This window comes from Mucilaginibacter phenanthrenivorans, assembly GCF_024721155.1.
GTDB classification, from domain to species: domain Bacteria; phylum Bacteroidota; class Bacteroidia; order Sphingobacteriales; family Sphingobacteriaceae; genus Mucilaginibacter; species Mucilaginibacter phenanthrenivorans.
The window spans coordinates 342,961-366,448 of sequence record NZ_JAHVAP010000002.1; the positions used below are offsets into that span (position 1 = coordinate 342,961).

The window sequence follows — 23,488 nt, forward strand, 5'->3', positions numbered from 1 at the left end:
CTTTTGTACCCGTCCATTCAATTTTCACCTCTATAATTTTACCATCAGATTAATAAACCTGTTACCGCGTAAAAAATATTGCCGCTAAAACTTGCTGTTGTTCCAATGGCTGTGTTTAAGTGCCTTTGTTTTTATTAATTGTTCTTTCGCCTTGCACAAAATGAAATTTAGCCGATTTATAAAATAAATGATAACGAGCTATTCATTCTTAATGAGCCTGATTGTCTGATACCCTTACTTGCAATTAACCAATTATTAATAGCGGTAAATTATATGCCGCATTTTAAACATTTTTTATGAAGAATACTTTAAATTATCTTTTGTGCATTCTTGCAATCCTGGCGCTGATCAGTTGTACAAAACAAGTAGTTGTTAATCAGCATGCTAAGCCGATTATATCAAAAAAGATCAGTAGTTCATTGGCATCGTACCCCAGTTGGAACACTAACCCGATTGCGCCCGATCAAACAGGGGTAACCAGTACGGCGGTCCAGATAGCTTCAAGGATAAACTTGGGAATTAATATTGGCAACACAATGGAAGCCCCCGGTAACGAAAACGGGTGGGGAGCCCCCAATATTACCCAGGCACTCATTGATAGCTATAAACAAAGAGGTTTTAACGCCATACGGATCCCTTGTGAATGGGATTATTCACATATAATAAATACGACAACTGAGCAAATAGACCCGGCCTGGCTCAGTCGCGTACAGGCGGTTGTGCAATACTGTGTTAATGATGGTTTGTATGTGATATTAAACATACATTGGGACGGAGGATGGTTGCAGCAGAATTGCACGACAGCCGCACAGGTTGCAGTAAACGCCAAACAAAAGGCACTTTGGGAACAAATTGCAACACAACTGCGTGGTTTTGATGAACATTTGCTTTTTGCCAGCACAAACGAACCTGATGTAAGTGATGCCACCGGAATGAGCGTTCTGCTTTCTTATCATCAAACTTTTATCAACGCGGTGAGGTCAACCGGTGGGCACAACAGTTACAGGACCCTGGTTGTTCAGGGCCCCAGCACCGATATTACAAAAACAAACAGTCTGATGAACACTATGCCTACGGACGCGGCATCCAACCGTTTAATGGTGGAGGTTCATTACTATACCCCTTACAACTTTTGTTTGATGGACGGGGACGCTTCATGGGGCAAAATGTTTTACTATTGGGGCTCGGGATATCATACCACCTTCGATCCTGCGCGTAATGCCACTTATGGTGAAGAGTCGGACGTGAACAGCTATTTCCAGTCGATGAAGACGAAGTTTGTTAATAACGGCATCCCTGTAGTAATGGGCGAATTTGCGGCAGGGCGCCGCAGTGTTTCGGGCGATTCGTTAACTTTCAATGTTGCTTCGAGGGCATATTGGCATAATTATGTTATACACACTGCATTGGCGAACGGGATGCTTCCATTTCTTTGGGATACCGGTTCGATTATCAGCAGGTCGAACTACTCAGTACAAGATCAGCAACAGTTGGCCGCCATGGTACAGGGAACACAAACTGGATCGTCCCAAACATTTCAGGTTGGCGGTGTTTACCAGATTCTTAACAGATACAGCTTTAAACCTTTAGAGATCTCCGGTTGGGGAACTGCCAACGGATCGCTGGCTGACCAATGGGATTATATGGTTGGACAAAACCAGCAATTTAAAGTTGTGAGTGGTAGTAATGGTCACCACCTGTTAATACCTATGCATGCCCAGGGTACGTGTTTGGAAGTATATGGCTGGTCTGGCTCTAACGGAGCTACCGTGGATATATGGTCTTACTCAGGTTCAGGCGGTAATAATCAAAACTGGTCAATTCAGGCAACAGATAACGGGTACTATAAGATCCTCAACGCAAACAGCGGAAAGGCTCTTGAAGTTTCATTAGGGAGTAATGCGGCAACTCCACTCAGAAATGGTACTTCGGTTGATCAATATGATTACAGCGGCGGCAAAAACCAGCAATGGGCATTTGTGAAAATATAGCACAAACAGAAATAGATTAATTTTAAGCTATTTTATAATTCCCCCAAAATCTCTAATGCCTTAATTAAAAATAAGGTGTTAGGGATTTTTTTATTTTATATGTTGATGATTTAAACCAGTTGAACAAAGTAAAGGGATTTGCTGTAGTGCCTTAAAACACCGGCTGTAACGGTACATATAAAAATCAATCTGAAGATAATTTAGGAAAATTGAACATTTCGTACTCTATTTTATGACTTTTGTACCCCTTCTTTCATTTTTCCGCTCTATACTTTTATCGCCGAATCAATAAACCTAAGACGGTATTAAAAATATTGGCAGCTCAAATTTACCGGTACCGGGACGGTTCGGGATGCTTGCTTTTTAAACGGCGCTTGTTTTTATTATTTATCATTTCGTTTTGCGAAAAATGAGCTATAGCCAATAAAAATAAATAAACCGGGTATAACCTTCTATTCATGATAAACACAAAAGTTATGTCAAATTCTGCATTGTTCAAAATAATGACAATCGTTCTATTGCTCTTAATTATAACAATACCTGCCGCTAATGCCTCTGTTATATCTTATAAAAAAGAGGCTAACGGGCTTTTGTTTACATTAGATAAAGGCCTGATGAAGGTTAACATTTGCAGGGATGATATTATTGAAGTAAAATATACAGTTTTCAACGACTTTATCAGCAAGCCCTCACTTATCGTAAATGCAAAATGGAGTTTTCAGCCTTTTAGGATTTCTGAAGACAAAAAACAGGTTACTGTGATAACAGCAAAGTTGAAGGTAATAATAAACAAAGCCACTAACAATGTTAGCTACGAAGATCTTTACGGGAAAGAAATCGCTTCCGAAGATAATAAAAGCATCACGCCGGCTACCATAGCAGGGATAAACACTTATAATATCAGCTCCCAATTCAATTCACCCAAGGACGAAGCGCTTTTTGGCCTGGGTAGCCACCCGACAGACACGGGCTCCATCAACTATAAAGGCAGAAACCAGGATCTGGCTATAAAATATATGACGGGGGCCGTGCCCGTACTATTATCCACCCGGGGCTATGGCCTGATGTGGGATAACTATTCGGCATCAAATTTTTATGGCGCCGAAGCAGGCAATACTAAATTCAAATATGTATCCGAAAGTGGCAGGCAGGTTGACTATTACTTTTTCTATGGCCCCGGGTTCGATCAGATCATCAACCTATACCGTACAGCCACCGGCAAGGCCCCCATGTTTGCCAAATGGGCATTTGGCTTATTCCAGTCGCAGAACAGGTATATGAGCCAGGATGAAATACTTTCGGTAAAGGATGGGTACCGCAATAATCACATCCCGGTAGATGTTATCGTGCAGGATTGGTATTATTGGGACCCGTTCCCGATCGGCTCCCATATAATGAACCCGAACCGTTATCCAAATCCCAAAAATCTGGTCGATGAATTGCACAAAGCAAATATTCATGGAATGATATCCATCTGGCCTGTATTCGGTAAAGGAACAAAAGACTTTGATACCCTGAAAAAAATGGGCGGATTAACCAGTATTACCTGGGATAATGTTGTCAGTCATACCTTTGATACCTATTATGATGCACACAATCCAAAAGCACGAGAACTATACTGGGACATGGCCCGCGACAGCCTTGTTAAAAGATATGGTTGGGATGCATGGTGGGTTGATCAATGTGAGCCGGACAACGGCCTGTTATTGGACGAACGCAGGAAAGCCGACTTCTGGACCGGTAAGGGCATTGATTATTTTAACACCTATTCGCTGGAGCATTCTACAGGCATCTACCAGGGCTGGCGGCGGGATATTCCCAATAAAAGAGGCTTTTTTCTGCTCAGGCAGACCTTTGCCGGCGAGCAGCGAAATGCTGCGGTGATATGGACATCGGATATTTCCTGCTCGTTTGACGCGTTAAAAAGCCAGGTACCGCAAGGCATCAATACCTGTGTATCCGGCATTCCTTACTGGACCTCGGATATAGGCGGATTCCAGTACAACTGGACCATTCCCGATTGGTCGAAACCGGAATTTAGGGAACTGTTTACCCGCTGGTTCCAGTTCGGTGCATTTTGTCCCATTATACGCATCCACGGCAATGGTGAACGGGCTATATTTTCAAAGAACTGGGACGAAGGCACAAGAGCAATCCTTTTAAAATACGACAAATTGCGTTATCGCCTGTTGCCATATATTTATTCGCTTGCCGCAAAAACCACCTTGGAGAATTATACCATGATGCGTTCGCTTACATTTGATTTCAGGAATGATACCAATGTTTATAAAATACCTGATCAGTATATGTTTGGCCCGGCATTTTTGGTTAACCCGGTTACCTCAAAAGGCGAAGCAGGTAGAAAAGTTTATTTGCCGGGACAGGGGCCGTGGTATAATTTCTGGACAGGAGAAAAGACAGGCGGAGGTAAAATAATTGATGCAGCGGCGCCGATAGATGTGATGCCGCTGTATGTGCGCGCCGGTTCCATCGTTCCGATGGGCCCTGAAATGGAATATGCTACTCAAAAAAACAATGGCGTTATTGAATTGCGGATTTATCCTGGTGCCAATGGCCGGTTTACCTTTTATGAGGACGAGAATGATAACTACAATTATGAGAGGGGCCGGTATTCAACTTTTACATTCGCCTGGAATGACAAACAGAAGGAACTAAGCATATCAGGCTCCAAAGGCAGCTTCCGCGGTATGTTAAACCAGCATACCTTCGATATTATTGTGGTTGACGGCAAACATGGTTCAGGCTCAGTGGCATCGACGAATATTGACAAAACAGTTAGCTACAACGGTAAAGCAACGGTAGTGAAATTGCGATGAGAAACGCTTCGCAATATTCCGGCGGATTAGTTGCTGCATCACATATTGTAATAAAAGATAGTTTTTAGTTGATGAAAACCCTTAATTTATTTGGTAAAGACGGGTTGATGCGTTCTGGGGTGAGATACGGAGCGCATTTTTTATTGAATAATTCAAGGGTTTAACCAGGAGGTGGGAAAAAACTCCGTTTTGTTAATCATAAATTATAAGTTAATGTAACATTTACATTAACTTAGTGTACTGGCTCTAAAAGTCACCCTCTTGATTTTGAGCTTTTTCAATGATACCCCGATGTGCGTAAAATTTTATTATCTTCTTGCAGTTACACTGATTTTTGCATGGAGCAATGCTTTCGGTCAAAGCATCCAGTACCGCTTTTCACAACTTGATGTAAATAATGGGCTGTCTCATAATCAAGTTAACTGTATTTTTAAAGATTCACAAGGTTTTATGTGGTTTGGTACTGCATCGGGCCTCAATCGATTTGATGGTTATACCTTTAAAATATTCAGGCATGACGCTAATAATAAAAAATCGGTCAGTGATGACTTTATCGCGAAAATTTTTGAAGGCCCTGATAATAAGTTATGGATATCAACACGAATTGGATTCTGTTTTTACGATCCTGAAACAGAGCAATTTAACAGCGATATGTCATTATTGTTGCGTCCTTTAAAACTCCCTGTTTATCAGAATGTTGTTAAGATAGTGCGAACAAGTGCTGTAGATTTTTGGTTTTTATATCCTGATTCCGGTGTTTACAGGTATAATACATTAAGCAAGCAGACAAAACGCTATTTTCATGGTATTAATCCCAATCCATCTCTATATTCAAATTCCGTAGCAGATATCACCTTGGATTCTAAACGCAATATATGGATAACATATAGCGATAGAACGGTTGAGATGTTGGATATTAAGGCTAATAAAATTACTTATCATACGGATGTTTTTAATAAGGTAACAAATAGCAAAAGCGGTAATTATTCATTAATAGTTGATCGTGATAATGATTTGTGGTTTTACGCCTCATATGGTGATTTAGGCGCATTTTATTACAAACCTTCAACAGGGACCCTCCGACACTTTGACAAAGAATCAGCCGGAGCAAAATTAACCACGAATATCATAAGCAATATTATTCAGGCGGATGATGGCTTGATATGGATTGCTACCGACCACGGAGGCATAAACGTACTGGATAAAAAAGATTTCAAGATTGTTTATTTGCTAAACCGGCAAGACGACCCTAAGTCGCTAAAGCAAAACAGCGCGGTGCTTTATAAGGATAACTTAGGTATTATTTGGGCAGGCACCTTTAAAAAGGGGATAAGTTATTACCATAATAATATTATTCGGTTTCCGTTTTACCGCCATTTTGCGTCAGATCCAGGTAGTTTACCTTTTAACGATGTCGACAAATTTGCCGAAGACAAGCCGGGCAATTTATGGATTGGCACCAACGGGGGCGGCCTGATTTATTTCAACCGCAAAACCGGAAAGTATATTCAATATAAACACGATCCGGCAAACCCCAATAGTCTGAGTAACGATGTAATTGTTAACTTGTTTATTGACCATGATCAAAAGTTATGGATCTGTACCTACCTGGGCGGGCTGGACTGCTTTGACGGGAAAACTTTTACGCATTACAGGCATGACGATAAAATAGCCACAAGTATCGCTGATGACAGGGTATGGAGTATTTTGGAAGATTCCTCGCATCGTTTATGGATAGGAACTTTTGACGGCGGTTTGGAAATCTTCGACCGGTCAAAAAAAATATTTTACCATCCTTTTAAACAAGGTGATATAAGGTCGCGGTTGATATCTTCCATCTTTGAAGATAAACAGGGCAACATATGGACAGGCGGCTTTTTAGGGGTAGATGTCATCATGAAAAATAATGGGCGGGTAATTCACTATGTCTCAAATGGAAACGCTGCGAATGGCTTGATTGACAATACGGTAAACAGTATTAACCAGGATAGCCGCGGGTTAATATGGATAGCTACACCAAGCGGGGTGAGCATTCTCAATCCCCAAACAAATACTTTTACATCACTGACAAAAAAAAACGGGCTACCCGCTAATTCAATATTGGCTGCAGAAGAGGATTACAAGGGAGCGATGTGGTTGAGCACGTCGAATGGGTTAAGCCGTGTCAGCTTAACAGCCACAGCAAATACCTTTAATTTTAGCTTCGAAAACTTTGACGAAATGGATGGCCTGCAGGGGCGGGAATTCAATATAAATTCTGCGCTAAAGACACGCAGCGGTGAGTTGATATTCGGCGGCGGTGATGGCTTTAATATTTTCGATCCAGCAAGTGTAGAACCCATTACAAATAAGCTCCAGTTAGTCTTTACCGATTTTCAACTGTTCAACAAGAGCGTATCAGCCAATGAATCTATTAATGGCCATGCGGTACTCTCAAAAGCTATAACTGTAACACACGGACTAACACTTAATCACAGTGAAAATGTCTTCTCTATTGAATTTGCTGCCCTTGATTTCTTTAATTCCGACAAGGTAAAATATCAGTATTTACTTGAGGGTTTCGATAAAGGATGGGTAAATGCAGACAATAGAACGCGAAAAGCCAGCTATACCAACCTGGACGAGGGTGATTATGTGTTTAAAGTAAGGGCATCTAGTTCAGACGGGGTGTGGAACCCGGATTATATTTCTTTAAAAATCAAAATACTGCCTCCATTCTGGAAATCAACGTTTGCTTATGTTATTTACGCGGCACTGGTTATTGGTATTCTCTTGTTTATCCGACAAAGGGGAATACAAAAAATAAGAAGGGAATTTGCGGTTGAAAAGGAAAAGGAGGAAGCCAAACTGTTAATTGAACAGGAGCGCAAGGAGGTTAAGCGGATGCAAGAGCTCGACCATCTGAAAACTAAATTTTTGACGAATGTGAGCCACGAGTTTAGAACGCCGTTATCATTGATTATGGCGCCGGTTGACAAAATGCTTACCCGTGCCGACCAGGAGCAGAAACAACAGCTCAATATGATAGGAAAAAATGCCAGACGGCTGTTAAACCTGGTAAATCAGTTGCTTGATTTTCGTAAGATGGAGGTACAGGAATTGAAGCTTCATAGCCGAACCGGAGATATCGTAAAATTTATCAAGGAAATTTCTCTATCCTTTACTGATATTGCAGAAGAAAAAGAGATTGGTTTTATATTTGACACTGCCGTCGATTCCCTGTTTACCAGTTTTGACCATGACAAAATAGAGCGGATATTATTTAACCTGATATCAAACGCCTTTAAATTCACCCCGGCCGGCGGTCACGTAAGCGTATTACTAAATGTGGCGGAAAGCAACCAGGATGGCAACGACGTTTTTCTCGAAATCAAGGTGATAGATACAGGTATTGGCGTTCCATTTGAAAAGCAGGATAAAATTTTCGAGCGATTTTTTCAGCATGATGTTCCGGAGTCGATGATTAACCAGGGAAGCGGTATCGGCCTTGCGATTACACGTGAGTTTGTGAAGATGCATGGTGGAGAAATAATGGTTGAAAGCGAGCCGGACCATGGCAGTTGTTTTATGTTTAAACTACCGCTTGTTATATGCCAGCAACCCAAAACGGATCGATTGGTCAACGCTGGTGCTGATGGTGAGAAGCCGGACGTTATTAGTCAAAATGAAGACAAAATCACGCCCACACAACACCACACAACTAAAAAGCCGGTGGTTCTTCTGGTTGAGGATAACGATGATTTCCGTTTTTACCTTAAGGACAATTTAAAAGATATATTTTTTATCGTCGAGGCTTCAAACGGGAAGGACGGCTGGCAAAAGGCGCTTTCTCAACATCCGGATATTATAGTAAGTGACATCAGTATGCCTGAAATGACAGGTATTGAGCTTTGCAAAAAGCTAAAGGGCGATAAACGCACATCGCATATTCCCGTTGTTCTGTTAACAGCCCTCACAGGTGAAACAGAACAATTAAAAGGTCTGGAAATTGGAGCCAATGATTATATGACAAAGCCCTTCAATTTCGAAATACTTCTCTCAAAAATCAAGAATATCCTTATTCTCCGGGATACCTATAAACGGACGTATAAAAAGCAAATGGATGTGCAGTTGCAGGAGGCACCTATACAAAATGAGGATGAGAAACTGTTAAGGAGTATAGTTGAGTATATAGAACTCAATATACTAAATGAGAATCTGTCCGTCGAAGAATTAAGCCGCCAGATGAACATGAGTCGGGGATCGCTGTATAATAAAGTTTTGATGCTTACGGGTAAATCTCCTGTTGAATTTATCCGTTCCATAAGACTAAAAAAAGCGGTGTATTTACTTGAAAATAGCCAGCTGACAATAAGCCAAATATGCTACGAAGTCGGCTTTAATACTCCCAAATATTTTACAAAACTATTTAAGGATGAGTATAATATCCTTCCGTCAGCATATACCAATTCCATCCGCCAAAAGAAAAATTTAACCGGGAATAAAGAATAATAACTTAAATATTCTCGTTTAGCCCTTCTCTTCCAAATCCGGTATTCGGGCTTGTTTGTTATAAATCCTAAAGAAATGTACAAACAGCAGCGTTTTCGCGCGCCCCCCCCCAAAAAAACCGCATACAGCTAGTTAAATGGCTCAGTTTGTTGATTGTGTATGTGTAAATATCTCATTTATAGAATGTTAAATTAATTTAAACATTTGGTCTATATTTTTGCTCAACTCTGCCACCCGCTCCTTTATAACTAAACATAGCTTCGTTTCCTAAGAATATCCGCTCAATGTGATGTGTAAAATAATCATTCGAGCCTTATTCCCCAATTATAGTAATAGACCAACACGACTACTTTATTTTTTCGGGACAGTTAACAGATTTGCCTGTGGCTAAATCTGTTTGCAATGGCAGTTCGGGCAGCGTATGCAAAGGAATTCCGTTAAGGTAGAATTCAGATTGGTTTTGAGTACTTGTTTATCAACTGCAATATTAAAACCAAAATAAATTATGAATGAAAGTTAAATCCAACTAATCACCAACCAAAAACCAATGAACCAATTATTAAAAAACATTAAAATCCCTTTATAAAATGGATAAAAATTTACAAAAGAGAATGAGATACCATATTTCGTTATTAATAGTAAGCATGTTGCTATGTCTTACTGGCTTCGCCCAAACCTTCGGTATCTCCGGAAAGGTAACAGACGCCGACAAGTCTGAACCGATGGCTGGGGTGAACGTTAAAGTTAAGGGTACAAAAACCGCAGCCTTATCTGCTGTTGACGGGAGTTATGTAATAATGGCAAAGCCAGGCGATATACTCGTGTTTAGCTATGTAGGTTATACAGCCCAGGAAATACCGGTAAAAAAAAGCAACGTAATTGATGTTAAGCTAATCTCGACGCCCAGCAACCTGGATGAAGTGGTTGTTATTGGGTATGCTAAGCAACCAAGAAAGGATAATACGGGTTCTATAAGTTCGATAAAAGGGGACGACCTGCGCCAAACACAACCAACTACTATTGACCAGGCCCTACAGGGAAAAGTTGCAGGCGTTGTGGTTCAACAGATCTCAGGTCAGCCTGGTGGCGGTGTATCTATTCAAATACGGGGCGTATCGTCAATAAGTGGTTCTAATTCGCCGTTATATGTAATAGATGGTGTTTATATTCCTCCGGTTTCCGACCCTGGTAATGGCGGCAACCCATTAAATTCACTCAATCCTGCTGACGTAGAATCAATAGACGTATTAAAGGATGCATCTGCAACTGCCATATATGGTTCGCAGGCAACCAATGGCGTTATTGTTATCACCACAAAAAGAGGCAAAATTGGGCCACCCACAATAAGTTACGATTTCTTTGCCGAAAATCAATTGAGGCCAAAGGAACTCCCTACCATGGACTTGCAGCAGTATGCCACTGTAATCAACGCACGTTCACAAGAGTGGGGCTTCTCTACGAATCATGACGAATTCCAAAACCCACAATATTTAGGAAAGGGTACCGACTGGCAAAGAGCATTATTTCAGAGCGCACCGGAACAAAGCCATACCATAACGATAAGCGGTGGCGATCCCCGGACCCAATATTTACTATCAACTTCTTATTTCAACCAGAAGGGCATAGTGGAAGGATCCGAATTTACAAGATATTCTGTACGGTTGAACCTGGACAATAAAACCACTAATTGGCTAAAAATTGGGACCAGTCTTCAACTAGTACACAGTGATCAAAATCAAAATTCTACTGCCGGCGGTGTAATAAGCGCCGCATTAAGCATGACACCCGATATTGCGGTACGTAATCCCGATGGTTCCTATGGGGGAGTTACCAACCAGGAGGGTTGGGTGCCTGGTACTGCAAATCCTGTAGCTATAGCCTTAATTACAACAAACAATCAAACGCGAAACCAGGTGTTTGGCAACACGTATGCCGAAATACATTTTACTAAAGGCCTTTCATTTCGGACGGAACTATCGGGTAATTTCGATTTTAATGCCTCAAATGGTTTTAGCCCGGTTTATACTTTTGGTAAGGTTGTTAATGGCATTAACAGTGCCAGCCAAAGCATGTCGCAGGACATTAACTGGACAATACGCAATTTTATAACGTATGACCATGATTTTAATAAATATAAAATTAACGTTTTAGGGGGGCACGAAGCGAGCTCGGGATGGAATGAAAATGTAGGCGGCGGCCGTACAAATTTCCCTTCAAATACTGTTGTATCCCTTAATGACGGCAATCCCATTTCGGCTACAAACTCAGGTAGTGTTGGGCTCGGTGGTGCATCGGAATCTTATTTCGGTCGTGTTAATTTTTCATGGGACGATAAATATCTGATCACCGGTAACGTACGTGACGATGGTTCTTCAAATTTTCCATCCAACCATCGTTGGGGTGTTACCTATTCAGGTGCATTGGCCTGGAAAATCAGTAATGAGGCATTTTTGAAGAATGTAAAAGCTATAAATGAATTGAAACTGAGAGTTAGTTATGGGCTTACCAACAACCAGGGGATACCAGGTAATACTTATGTAACACAACTTACAACAGTGGCTAACGGTTTATCAGGCATTGCGCAGTTTCAAACCAATTTGGCGAATCCCGACGTAACATGGGAAAAAACGCATTATTATGATGCCGGGCTTGATGGCACGTTTTTAAACGGACGCTTCAACTTTTCGTTCGATGTTTATGACCGTGAAACACACGGGCTTTTATTGAAGGAACCGCTTCCATTATATTCGGGAACTACCACCGGTTATTCACCAGGGGCCTTGGTGGCGCCTTATGCCAATGTTGGTAATGTACGCAATAGAGGGTTTGACCTCCAGATCGGTTCTACCAATATTAACCATAAAGATTTCACCTGGAGAAGTAACTTTACCCTATCGCGGAATGTTAATAAAGTACTCAGCTTAGGTAATGGCGGAGTTGATGCCAACTTATCCCAAACAGATGGCACCAGCGGCCAGGTAGCCGAAAAAACAGTTGTAGGTCAGCCAATTGGCGAGTTTTACGGCTATATATTTGATGGAATATTTGCAAAGCCAAGTGATTTTCAAACACACGCCAGGCCAGTTGATCAAAGCGGTACGCCTTATCCGGTTTCTCCGAATGGCGGCGGTATTTGGTACGGCGATCGTATGTATAAAGACCTGAATGGGGATGGTATTATCGACTCAAGAGATGAAACTTTCTTAGGCTCGCCAATCCCGAAATTCCAGTATGGTATCGGCAATACATTCACTTACAAAAGTTTCGACCTGAATATTTTCTTTAGCGGCGACTATGGCAACAAAGTATTCAATCAAGTATCTATAAACCAAACCGACCCGTCAAAAAGTACAGCCTGGTTTACATCGGTGTTAAATTACTCGCATTTGGGTTTAATAAACCCAAATGGCTCTGCATCCGATGTTAACAATGTATACGTTACAAACCCGAATACAAATATTGTGAGTTTGAGAAACGATAATACCAACGAAAACAACCGCCCTTCTAATATCTACATACAAAATGGTTCATTCCTGAAGTGTAAAAATATTACCCTGGGTTACCGTATGCAGGATGGTATTTTGTCGAAAATATACGTGCATTCAATCCGGGTATATGCTAATGTAACTAATGTGTTTACCATTAAAAAGTATGCCGGCATGGATCCCGAAATTGGTTCCTGGAACCCTCTCCAGGCAGGCTGGGATAGCGGTTATTATCCTCAGCCACGCGGATTTACCTTCGGCGCAAACATAACCCTTAGCAAATAAAATAATCATTGATTAAAAAAGATATTTATGAAACCAATTAATAAAATTGTAATTATTTTGCTACTTGGCGCAGCAATTGCCGGGTGCAAAAAGAGCTTTCTGGACCGTCCGAACGTCGAGAAAATTAGTGCTACGAATTATTACCAAAGCTCCACCGATTTACGACTGGCTACCGCGAGTTTATATGGAGGCGCCCCCTGGTTTCAATGGCAGCAACCCTGGCTACTACTTGGCGATGTATTGCCCGGAACGGCCTTTTACTCCTATTATGGCGATTTAATGCAACTTTATACGCGTACCATTACATCGCAAAATGGTATTGTGTCGAGCGCCTGGTCAGGTCTGTACAATGTTATTGGACAGTGTAATATGGTTATTTATGCCATAAATAATCAGTCTTCTGCTTCTTTATCGCCCACAGTAAAAAACCAGGCCATTGCCGAAGCAAGGTTTATCCGCGCCATGGCTTATTATCATTTGGCGGTTTATTGGGGTGCTGTGCCTATTATTGAGGATAACAACAAATTGCTGACAAATGCCTTGCTTTATCGTAATACGGTTCCGGATGTTTATAAATTCGTTACCAAAGACCTGACTTTTGCAGCGCAAAACCTTCCTCTTACTGATGAACAGGGCCGGGTAACCACATGGTCGGCGCAAGGGATGCTGGGCAAGGTATATTTAACCATGTCAGGTTTGGGCCACAGCGGCTCGCGTGACCAGGCATTGCTGGACAGCGCCAAAAAATACGCAGGCAATGTGTGTAAGAATAGCGGGTTGGTGCTGTTTTCCAGCTATTATGATCTTTTCAGGACGCAATACAATGATAACCCCGAATCATTATTTGCGCTGCAATGGGCCGCAGGTGTGGGTTACGGAAATGGTAACGTATTGGAAACCTATTATTCGCCAAGTAACATTATAAATGCACAAAAAAGCGGCGGATGGCAGACCTTACAGCCAACCTGGGACTTGTATAGTATGTACAGTGCTAAGGATACGGTAAGGCGCAAAGCTACCATTATGCTCACCGGAGACTATTACCCCGAGTTAAATGCTGCAGGTGGCGGTTATACGGCAGGCGGGAATGCTATGAAAAAACACATCGTTGGCAACGAAAAGGATAATGGCTCTCCACAAATGACTATGTGGTCATCTCCGGAACACCCTGCAATGCTCAGGTTGGCCGATGTGTATTTGGTATATGCCGAAGCTATTTTGGGCAACAATTCCTCCACGGCCAACGGTGATGCCTTGCTGTACTTTAACAAAGTGCGGGCAAGGGCCGGCGTTGACCCTGCTCCGATGTTAACCGCTGACACCATATTAAGGGAAAGAAGGGTTGAATTGGCCTTTGAAGGTCAATATTGGATAGATCTGGTAAGGCGTTCTTATTACGATCCGGCTGGAGCTGTCAAAATTCTCAATGATCAGGATCTGCATCACGCCCGGGAGCAGTTTAGTTACGATCCTAAAACACGTATAGCTACAAGGGATACTACTGCGGCTCCATCTGCGATTCCGGCAACCATCAATACTTTTACAATGCAAATTCCGGCATCTGAGCTATCCACCGACCCGAAATTGGCGCAGCCACCGGTTCCTTATTATTAATTAACAATTAAAATATTATAATTATGAAAAAGAAATCATTTATCGGCTTGTGTTTATTGCTGCTTCTCCTCGCGGTGGTGGCTTTATTCCCTGCTTGTAAGAAAAACAACGAGGCCGCTCCTACAATTTCAGGCGTAAGGAGTTATGCTGCCTCACCGAACGATACGGTGCTGCACAGTGTTATAGCAAATGGCCAGTGGGTAGTTATAACCGGGCAAAATTTGCAAAATGCAACCAGCATTAGTTTTGATGGGGTGGCTGCAAGTTTTAACGTGGCTTTATTTGCACGGAACAGCGCGGTGGTTCAAATACCGGCAATAGTGTTTTCAACTGTTGATACCACTAAACTCTATACAATAAGGTATGCTACAACAGGGGGGGTAACAACGTTTGGTTTTAAACTGGGCCCTGCGGCGCCAACTATTACCTCAATATCCAATGTATTTGCCAACCCTGGCGATTCGGTTTTTCTTTATGGCGCAAATTTAGTATTGGTTCAACACCTTGTATATGGAGGAACCACGATTCCATCGTATAAATCAAGTCTTGATGGAACAGCCCTTGGTTTTTTAATGCCGAATGCAACTCCCACCAGTCAGGTAATAGTAACCGCGAAGGCTGGTACTGTTCTGGATACAATAAGTGCCACACCAATTATTACCAGTATTTCTAACGAAAATCCCAGCCCTGGCGATTCAGTTTATATTTACGGCAGTTATCTTAGAAACATTCAAGCGTTTACTTTTGCCGGCGTCGCAATTAATGACTTTAAATCAACCTTTTCGTTAACAAGTCCTGCAAGTTCTGTTGGTTTTGTTGTGCCTTCTCTATCGCAAGCAGGGCCGGTATCTGTTACAACTAAGTTTGGTACAGGTACTACTGTGTACAATGTGAACGATCGGTTAACGGGTATAATATCAGATGGGGAATGGGGTGCTCATACGGGCTGGCAATATTGGGGTGGTGCTTCTCTTTCAAGTGGCAATGCCGATTTTCCAGGTAATTCAACCCAATACTTTGTGTTAAGCCATACTAAACTGAATCCTGGCGAAGGGGTTCTTTGGTCAAACTATGCCATACGCCTGCAAAACGAACCGTGGGTACCAGCAGCCAATCTCAATGACCCACCAAGGAACTGGGCACTTAAATTTGAAGTAAGTATCCCGAAAGCCTGGAATGGGGGTACAATTGCTATTATGACTGACTTCGGTAGCTATATATACCGATGGGAACCATGGCAGATATCTGCAACTAAAACGGCACCGTACAAAACAAAGGGCTGGATAACAGTAACGATTCCTTTATCATCATTCAGGGCATCAGATCCTACGCTCGGCGATGGTGAAGGAACTGCCTTAACGAAAATTTCCGATCTAACAGGTGCTTCAGGAAATAATCCTCAAAGTTTCTTTGAAATTCATAACTATAGCAGTTCGGCTACAGCAACGGACTTTTATGGTGCTTTTGATAATATCCGGGTCGTAAAAATTAAATAAACTATAGCCCCACAGTAGCATATCGCTGTGGGGCATTTAAATAACTTGAATATGAAAATGATGATAAAAAAAATTAAGACGGCGTACAAGATTGCTGTAATATTTGTAGTGGTTTTAGCTGTCGTTTCCTGCAAAAAAACGGTTACAAACGGGCCACAGCTTACTCAGCCTAATCTTACAGATACCATACCGGCAAATGGCGGGACTAAAACGTTAACATTTACGTCCAATGCTGCATGGAGTATTGATACTATCGGTATTGGATGGCTGCAATTAAGCCAAACGTCAGGTGGTAGCGGCGCCGCTACCGTTACTTTAACAGGTATGGTAAATAATAAATCGGGCGCGAGTCGTACTTTGGTTTTAGTTTTAAATACAACTAACGGTCAAAGCAGGCGGATTACAGTGTGGCAGGATGCCATTATTTATCCATCCTATAATGCATCGCCCAAAGCACCTGATGCAATTGGTATGGGTAGTACTGCCGCGCAAATAGCTGCAAATATTACCTATGGCTGGAATTTCTATAACACAATGGAAGCCCCCGGTAGCGAAACCGGGTGGGGAAACCCGCCAATTACCCAGCAAATGTTTGATTTGATAAAATCAACTGGTGTAAATGCCGTAAGGATACCTATTCAGTATACTGACCATTTAATTAACCCTGCGACTGCAAAAATAGATCCCGTCTGGCTTGCCCGTATTCACCAGGTAGTTCAATATGGCATTAACGATGGGATGTATGTGACAATTAATATCCATTATGACCCCGGTACTACACTTACAGGTGCTAAACAGGATACCGCCAATGCTAAGCATAAAGCATATTGGGAGCAAATAGCTACAGCTATGCGCGATTTTGACGAGCATTTGATGTTTGCCAGCCTCAACGAAACTAGTGCTGTCGATGCAACATCAACAGTTACCTTAATGCGATATCACCAATCGTTTATTAACGCGGTGCGTAGTACTGGTGGTAAAAATACTTATCGTACTTTAGTTATTCAGTCGCCTTCTGCATCAATAGATGCGGCTAACTCATTACTCAATCCGGCTAATGTGTATAAAACACCGACGCTACCTACCGACCCTACACCTCATAAAATGATGGTTGAGTTCCACTATTATACCCCATCGCAGTTTTGCATATTAGGAGGTTCAGGCACCACACCTAATGATGCAAGCTGGGGAAAAGAGTTGTATTTCTGGGGAAAAGACTTTCATACAACAAACCCGCTTTTCCTGGACCGCAACTGTGTAGCTTCAACGGAGGAAGCGTATGCAGATTCGATAATGAGTACCGTGAAAACAAGATTTGCTGCTAAGGGTATCCCGTTGTTTATGGGCGAATACGCGCCGAATTATCATGCTGGTAAACTAACAGGGTATAAGGCAGATTCGATATTGGCAGTAAAGTCTTCGACGCATTTCATCGCTTATATTGCACAACAAGCCAAAGCAAATGGCGTAATACCGTTTTTATGGGCAGGCATATTTGACCGCCGAGGTGTGAACGGGGTTCCGCAAGGGCCCACAGTTGTAGGAGACACGGCAACAATGAATGCTGTAAAACTTGGCGTAAACGCAGGCGTTGCTAAATATGGCTCAGGCGTAAAGTTTCAATAAGCATGCTGCGTTTTTAGAGGCATCTAATGATAAAAGATCAGCGTACGGTTTATCGCAGCAATAGAAATATCCGGATGCTGAAAATTAATTAATGCAGTGTTTGGTTAGTTTATGATATGCCACGGACCTTCCAAAAGGAGGTCCGGGCATTTTTTTAATAAATAATAGTGTTGTTTACTTGTCATAAAAACAGGAGGCAATGAGTGGTTGATTTTGAAGGTTATTGACAGTTTAATAGATGTTGCATAAAGAAACGAAAAGAAGAAGTGCCATTAACGATCCTGAAACGCTTCAGGAAACATTTAAACGAACTTATGAAGGGCAGACAAGGATGAACAGTGAAAATGTATATATACAAACCGGGGACGAGAAATTCTTGAGCGAATTAGTTGAGTACATCAAGCAGAATATATCAAATCCCAATCTTTCTGTTGAAACGCTAAGCCGTGACATGAAAATGAGCCGGGTGTGGTTGTACAAAAAACTTTTAATGCTTAGCGGTAAATCGCCTGTTGAATTTATACGCGCAATCAGGCTACAGAAAGCCATTCAATTGCTCGAAAATACACAAATGAAAATCAGCCGGGTAGCCAGCGAAGTTGGATTTGAAACACCTCAGCATTTTTCAAAACTTTTTAAAAACGAATACGATATACTGCCCTCTGCTTACGTCCGTTTTGCCCGTATGGCTAAAGCCCAGAAAATATTAAAGGCCTATGGGCTGGCTGGTACGATTAAAAAAGCAGATTTTAATAATCAGAGCACAGACAATAAATCACAAAATTTAATTTTTAAATAATCAATGCGTATAAAGTATATTATAGTATCGGTTGCTGTACTGTTTTTGTTTGGCAATGTTTCAGCGCAAAATAAAAAGGAGGTTGCGCTGCAAGCCAAGATCAGCAACATTATAAAAAAAATGACTCTTGAAGAAAAAATTGAGATGATTCATGGCAACGCTTTATTTTCTTCAGCAGGCGTGCCACGTTTAAGTATTCCTGAGTTAACGTGTGACGACGGCCCATTAGGCGTGCGTGAAGAGATAAAACGTTTCGACTGGGCCTCAGCCAACTGGACAACCGATTCGGCCACGTTTTTACCCAATGGTTCGGCAATTGCGGCCACATGGAACCCGGCGATGGCACACAAATACGGCGTAGTTATAGGGGAGGAAGCCAACGCCCGTAAAAAGAACATAATGCTTGCACCGGCATTCAATATTTGCAGGATGCCACTTTGCGGCCGTACCTATGAATATTATTCAGAAGATCCTTATTTGAACGGCCAATTGGCTATTCAATCAGTAAAGGGGATTCAAAGTCAGCACGTAGCAGCCTGCATAAAACATTTTGCCGCCAATAACCAGGAACTGAATCGTGATAGCGTAAATACGCTGGTTGATGAAAGAGCGCTGCGCGAAATCTATTTGCCGGCATTTAAAGCGGCTGTACAGCAAGGAAATGCTTACACTGTTATGTCGGCTTATAATAAGTTAAATGGGTATTGGTGTTCGGAGAATGATTTTTTACTTAATAAGGTGTTAAAAAACGAGTGGGGTTTTAAGGGGGTTGTTATCTCAGACTGGGGAGGCGTGCACCATACCGTTGCTGCCGCTAACAATGGACTGGACATTGAAATGGGATCAAGCGGGCCGTATGAACAGTGGTATTTTGCAAAGCCACTGCTTGAGGCCGTAAAATCAGGCCAGGTTCCGGTAAGAACAATTGATGATAAGGTGAGCAGGATATTGTGGCTGATGTATCATACTTCCATGAGTACAAATCACCCTAAAGGATCCATTGCTACACCGGCACATGCCAAAGCCGCATATGATATTGCCTCAGAATCCATCGTTCTGTTGAAAAATGACGCTCATTTATTGCCTTTGAAGGCAGTTAATATAAAAAGCATCGCAGTTATCGGCGATAATGCTACACGTACATTTGCTTCGGGCGGTTATGGCGCCGGTGTAAAAGCTAAATATGAGATAACGGCATTAGAGGGGATAAGATCAAGATTTGGTAAAACAGCTGAAATTAAGTTCGCGCAGGGTTATAAGGCCAGCTATTCGGCAAGCAAAACTGATGCGCAAAACGCCGGATCCGATCAGCCGGATCAAACCTTAATTAACGAAGCCGTAACGCTTGCAAAAACAACTGACATTGCCATTTTGTGTGTTGGCTCAAATCGTGAATATGAAAGTGAGGGCCATGATCGTAAAAATCTGGACCTGCCCTTTGGAGAGCGGGCATTGGTTAACGCGGTTAGCGCAGTTAACCCTAATACAATTATTGTAATTATGGCTGGCGCTCCTTACGTTCTGAACGAAATCGACAAGTCAAATCATACTATTGTCTGGTCATGGTTTAACGGTTCGGAGGCGGGGAATGCACTTGCCGACGTTTTAAAAGGTGTTGTAAACCCATCCGGTCGTCTACCGTTTACTTTTCCCGTCTCATTAAAAGACTCACCCGCTTCCGGCTTAAATACCTATCCTGGTAACAATATGACGGCTGATTATAAAGAGGGAATATTGGTTGGCTATCGTTGGTATGATACAAAAAATATAAATCCTTTGTACTGTTTTGGTTATGGATTGTCTTATACCAATTTTACTTATACTGATTTGGCTACCAACAAGAAAGCGTATAAAAAGGGTGATAAAATAACAGTTTCCTTAAAGGTTAAGAACACCGGCGCCGTAGCAGGCAAAGAAGTTGTTCAACTTTATATCAGCAAACTAAACTCTTCGGTTTTGCGTCCTGGCAAAGAACTAAAGGCATTTAAAAAGATTATGGTCGCGCCGGGTGAAACTGCCGCTGTTTCGATGAACATCGATGTAAATGATCTCGCCTATTTTGACATTAAATTACGCAAATGGATTGTTGAACCTGGCCAGTATAAAATACTGGCTGCCTCGTCTTCAAAAGATATCAGACAAATGGCATCCTTTCACATAAGCAGATAAACAACAACTGCCGATAAATATACGGTAATGTGCGCATTATGAATGACTTACGTTAAACAATATATAATAAATTTCAGATACTCAAAATTAGAAAATTGGCATTTACTCTTTCTTTGTTATTGTTGGCATTTACACTTTATATCAATGCCCGGGTGCATGTAGGAAATGAAAATACAGACACATCGGATTTGATCACTGTTGATCAGGATTCGCTGGGTGTAGAAGCTTACTGTTATTGTGCTTTGACTGCCCGGAATGTGGGTAAAGCCATCAAAGAACAACGAGGTTGGGGTTTGCATCGTGAACCGGGTGTCGCATCTTGCCTTCTTTGAAAAAAGTCGGATTTATATAAAACAAAGTCTATTTAATACAATGGTAGACGTAAGGCTGACTAATAAATTTGTTATTACCAATTGTATTGATACAACTTAAATATTAATAACTCAATTCTTGATAGATGCCCCTGTGAAAATAGCGTCCTCACATGGTACTTGTAATTCTGGCATTTACGCTTTTAAAACAATTTGGAATATAACAAACAATTTATTACGGTGAAAAAATCTATACCACTAATCATATTAACAATACTTATATCGGTATTAAACGTAAAATCGCAGGACGCGAACCGTTTTTTTCCTGAAAAGGATTTGATTACTACCGGAATATACTATTATCCGGAACACTGGAAGGAAAGCCAGTGGGAGCGTGATATTAAGAAGATTTCGGATATGGGGTATGAGTTTGTACACCTTGCTGAATTTGCCTGGTTTAAAATGGAGCCGGAAGAAGGACGATTTGATTTTACCTGGCTGGATAAGGTGGTGGGCCTTTGCACAAAGTATAATCTTAAGGTACTTTTATGTACGCCTTCAGCCACTACCCCCACCTGGATGAGGGTTAATTATGCTGAGACCTTTATCATGGATGGTCATTATATCCGAGCGGAGAATGGCACACGGGGATTAGGATCAATTGTCAATGCGAAGTATCGCGGTTTTGTCAAAAAAATCGTGTCGGAAATGGCAATGCGTTACGGTCAAAATAAAAACGTTATCGGGTGGCAAATAGATAATGAACCGGGTGCAGTTACAGATTATAGCCCATCGTCGCAGGAAGCATTCAGAACGTGGTTGAAAAATAAATATAAAACCATTAATGCTTTAAATATAGCTTGGGGAGCCGCCTTTTGGAGCCAATGGTTCAATAATTTCGATCAGGTGATCATTCCGAATACAAATTTAGTAGGCTGGTGGGGTAACAACCCTCATGCCCTGCTCGATTTTAAGCGCTATTCAGCAGATACCCAGGCTGAATTTCTAGATTTTCAGGCCGGCACCTTGCGGAGTTATATTTCCGATAATCAGTACATTACCACTAATTATACGGCAGTCTCTACTGGCTCTGATCCGGGGCGAACAAGCAAGCTCGATTTTGCGGCCTATACAGCTTATCCTAATGGTGGCAGCGATAATATTGGTGAGCTTGGATTTAGGTTAGGAAATAGCAAAGTGATCCTTTTTGCATCAGAATATTATAAAAAAGTGGGCGGCGTATCGGGGGTGATGGAAATTCAACCCGGCCCTGTAAACTGGGGATCGTATAACCCGCTTCTTTTGCCGGGAACAGTGCGCATGTGGTTGTACCACTCTTTTGCAGCAGGCGGGAAACTGGCCTGTTCCTACCGGTTCCGCCAGATTTTATACAGCGCAGAACAATACCATGCAGGCGTCATACTAACAGATGGGGTAACGCCTTCGCCCGGGGGTGAGGAGTATATGCAGTTTATGAAGGAAATAAAGGAATTGCGCAAACAATATAAGCCCGGGGCTAAAATGCCGGAAAAACTGGCTGCGCGGTCAACTGCAATCCTTTGGAACCTGGAAAATTACTGGACCATTGACAGACAAAAGCAGACTTCGCAATGGGATACGTGGAATTATCCTGTTAAGTTCATGGAAATGGCGAAGTCTTTAGGGGCCCCGGTTGATGTAATACCTGGAACCAGCGATTTGGCGAAATATAAGGTGGTAATTATTCCTGCTTACGAAATGGTTGATTCTGCTACCGTAAAGAAATGGAAAGAGTATGTGGCCGGTGGCGGTCATTTAATCATTACCTGCCGCACAGCAACCAAAGACCGCATGGGGCATTTCTGGGAGGGTGAGCTGGCAGCGCCAATATCCGGCCTTATCGGAGCTCATGTTCAGGCAACCGATATGCTTTCAGCTTATGCCAAAGGGGATATTCAAATGAAGTCGAAACATTACAACTGGAACACCTGGGCGGACTTGCTGGTGCCTGATCAAAATACAGAGGTATTGGCAACCTATGACAACCAGTTTTATAAGGGAAGGGCAGCTGTTGTAAAACATAAAATTGGTAAGGGTTCAGTAACCTACATAGGCGCAAACACAGGTGATTCCAGCCTGGAAAAGGACTTATTACGCGACATTTATGCAGATGCCGGAGCAACAACCGAAGACTATCCGGAAGGTGTTTATGTTTATTGGAGAGATGGTTTTTATATGGCCATGAATTATTCTTCTACCGATTATACCGTGAATATTCCCGGATCCTCTAAAATTCTTATTGGGGAGAAAACATTGAAACCAGCCGGTGTATTGGTTTGGAGCGAGTGAGTGAAATAGAAAAATTATCAATAAATGAAATCCATAATCCAGTCATTATAATTTAA

General features: G+C 41.9%; 11 protein-coding genes. All 11 read left to right on the forward strand.

Annotated elements, in window-relative coordinates:
• Positions 1-296 precede the first annotated feature (296 nt).
• The 11 genes from KXD93_RS06135 to KXD93_RS06185 all read left to right on the forward strand — a co-directional run bounded on the left by KXD93_RS06135 (position 297) and on the right by KXD93_RS06185 (position 23,432).
• Entirely contained in the window at positions 297-1,991 is a 1,695-nt protein-coding gene (locus KXD93_RS06135; protein WP_258136042.1) for a cellulase family glycosylhydrolase, read from the forward strand.
• Between the two features lie 503 nt (positions 1,992-2,494).
• Positions 2,495-4,828 (forward strand): glycoside hydrolase family 31 protein, encoded by a 2,334-nt coding sequence (locus tag KXD93_RS06140; RefSeq protein ID WP_258136043.1) that lies wholly within the window; start codon positions 2,495-2,497, stop codon positions 4,826-4,828.
• Between the two features lie 291 nt (positions 4,829-5,119).
• The gene (locus tag KXD93_RS06145; protein ID WP_258136044.1) at positions 5,120-9,319 is read left to right on the forward strand and encodes a hybrid sensor histidine kinase/response regulator transcription factor; all 4,200 of its coding nucleotides are present in this window, start codon (positions 5,120-5,122) and stop codon (positions 9,317-9,319) included.
• Positions 9,320-9,930: 611 nt separating this feature from the next.
• Entirely contained in the window at positions 9,931-13,089 is a 3,159-nt protein-coding gene (locus KXD93_RS06150; RefSeq protein ID WP_258136045.1) for a SusC/RagA family TonB-linked outer membrane protein, read from the forward strand.
• 27 nt (positions 13,090-13,116) lie between these two features.
• A complete protein-coding gene (locus KXD93_RS06155) occupies positions 13,117-14,703 on the forward strand; it encodes a RagB/SusD family nutrient uptake outer membrane protein (RefSeq protein WP_258136046.1) in 1,587 nt (528 codons plus the stop codon).
• Between the two features lie 23 nt (positions 14,704-14,726).
• Positions 14,727-16,199 (forward strand): glycan-binding surface protein, encoded by a 1,473-nt coding sequence (locus KXD93_RS06160; RefSeq protein WP_258136047.1) that lies wholly within the window; start codon positions 14,727-14,729, stop codon positions 16,197-16,199.
• Between the two features lie 57 nt (positions 16,200-16,256).
• Positions 16,257-17,825 (forward strand): cellulase family glycosylhydrolase, encoded by a 1,569-nt coding sequence (locus KXD93_RS06165; protein ID WP_258136049.1) that lies wholly within the window; start codon positions 16,257-16,259, stop codon positions 17,823-17,825.
• A 238-nt stretch (positions 17,826-18,063) separates the two neighbouring features.
• Positions 18,064-18,624, forward strand: coding sequence for a helix-turn-helix domain-containing protein (locus KXD93_RS06170; protein ID WP_258136050.1), 561 nt, complete (start codon positions 18,064-18,066; stop codon positions 18,622-18,624).
• Positions 18,625-18,627: 3 nt separating this feature from the next.
• Positions 18,628-20,793: a glycoside hydrolase family 3 C-terminal domain-containing protein gene (locus KXD93_RS06175; RefSeq protein ID WP_258136051.1), complete on the forward strand. Its 2,166-nt coding sequence runs from the start codon at positions 18,628-18,630 to the stop codon at positions 20,791-20,793.
• Between the two features lie 95 nt (positions 20,794-20,888).
• On the forward strand, positions 20,889-21,125 hold the full coding sequence (locus KXD93_RS06180; RefSeq protein WP_258136052.1) for a hypothetical protein: 237 nt from the start codon (positions 20,889-20,891) through the stop codon (positions 21,123-21,125).
• Between the two features lie 219 nt (positions 21,126-21,344).
• Positions 21,345-23,432: a beta-galactosidase gene (locus tag KXD93_RS06185; protein ID WP_258136053.1), complete on the forward strand. Its 2,088-nt coding sequence runs from the start codon at positions 21,345-21,347 to the stop codon at positions 23,430-23,432.
• Positions 23,433-23,488: the final 56 nt, after the last annotated feature.

Coding starts and splice junctions, on each gene's coding strand:
- KXD93_RS06140 (WP_258136043.1), top strand. CDS start 2,495: ATGACAATCGTTCTATTGCTCTTAATTATAACAATACCTGCCGCTAAT.
- KXD93_RS06155 (WP_258136046.1), top strand. CDS start 13,117: ATGAAACCAATTAATAAAATTGTAATTATTTTGCTACTTGGCGCAGCA.
- KXD93_RS06135 (WP_258136042.1), top strand. CDS start 297: ATGAAGAATACTTTAAATTATCTTTTGTGCATTCTTGCAATCCTGGCG.
- KXD93_RS06160 (WP_258136047.1), top strand. CDS start 14,727: ATGAAAAAGAAATCATTTATCGGCTTGTGTTTATTGCTGCTTCTCCTC.
- KXD93_RS06170 (WP_258136050.1), top strand. CDS start 18,064: ATGTTGCATAAAGAAACGAAAAGAAGAAGTGCCATTAACGATCCTGAA.
- KXD93_RS06150 (WP_258136045.1), top strand. CDS start 9,931: ATGAGATACCATATTTCGTTATTAATAGTAAGCATGTTGCTATGTCTT.
- KXD93_RS06145 (WP_258136044.1), top strand. CDS start 5,120: ATGTGCGTAAAATTTTATTATCTTCTTGCAGTTACACTGATTTTTGCA.
- KXD93_RS06175 (WP_258136051.1), top strand. CDS start 18,628: ATGCGTATAAAGTATATTATAGTATCGGTTGCTGTACTGTTTTTGTTT.
- KXD93_RS06165 (WP_258136049.1), top strand. CDS start 16,257: ATGATGATAAAAAAAATTAAGACGGCGTACAAGATTGCTGTAATATTT.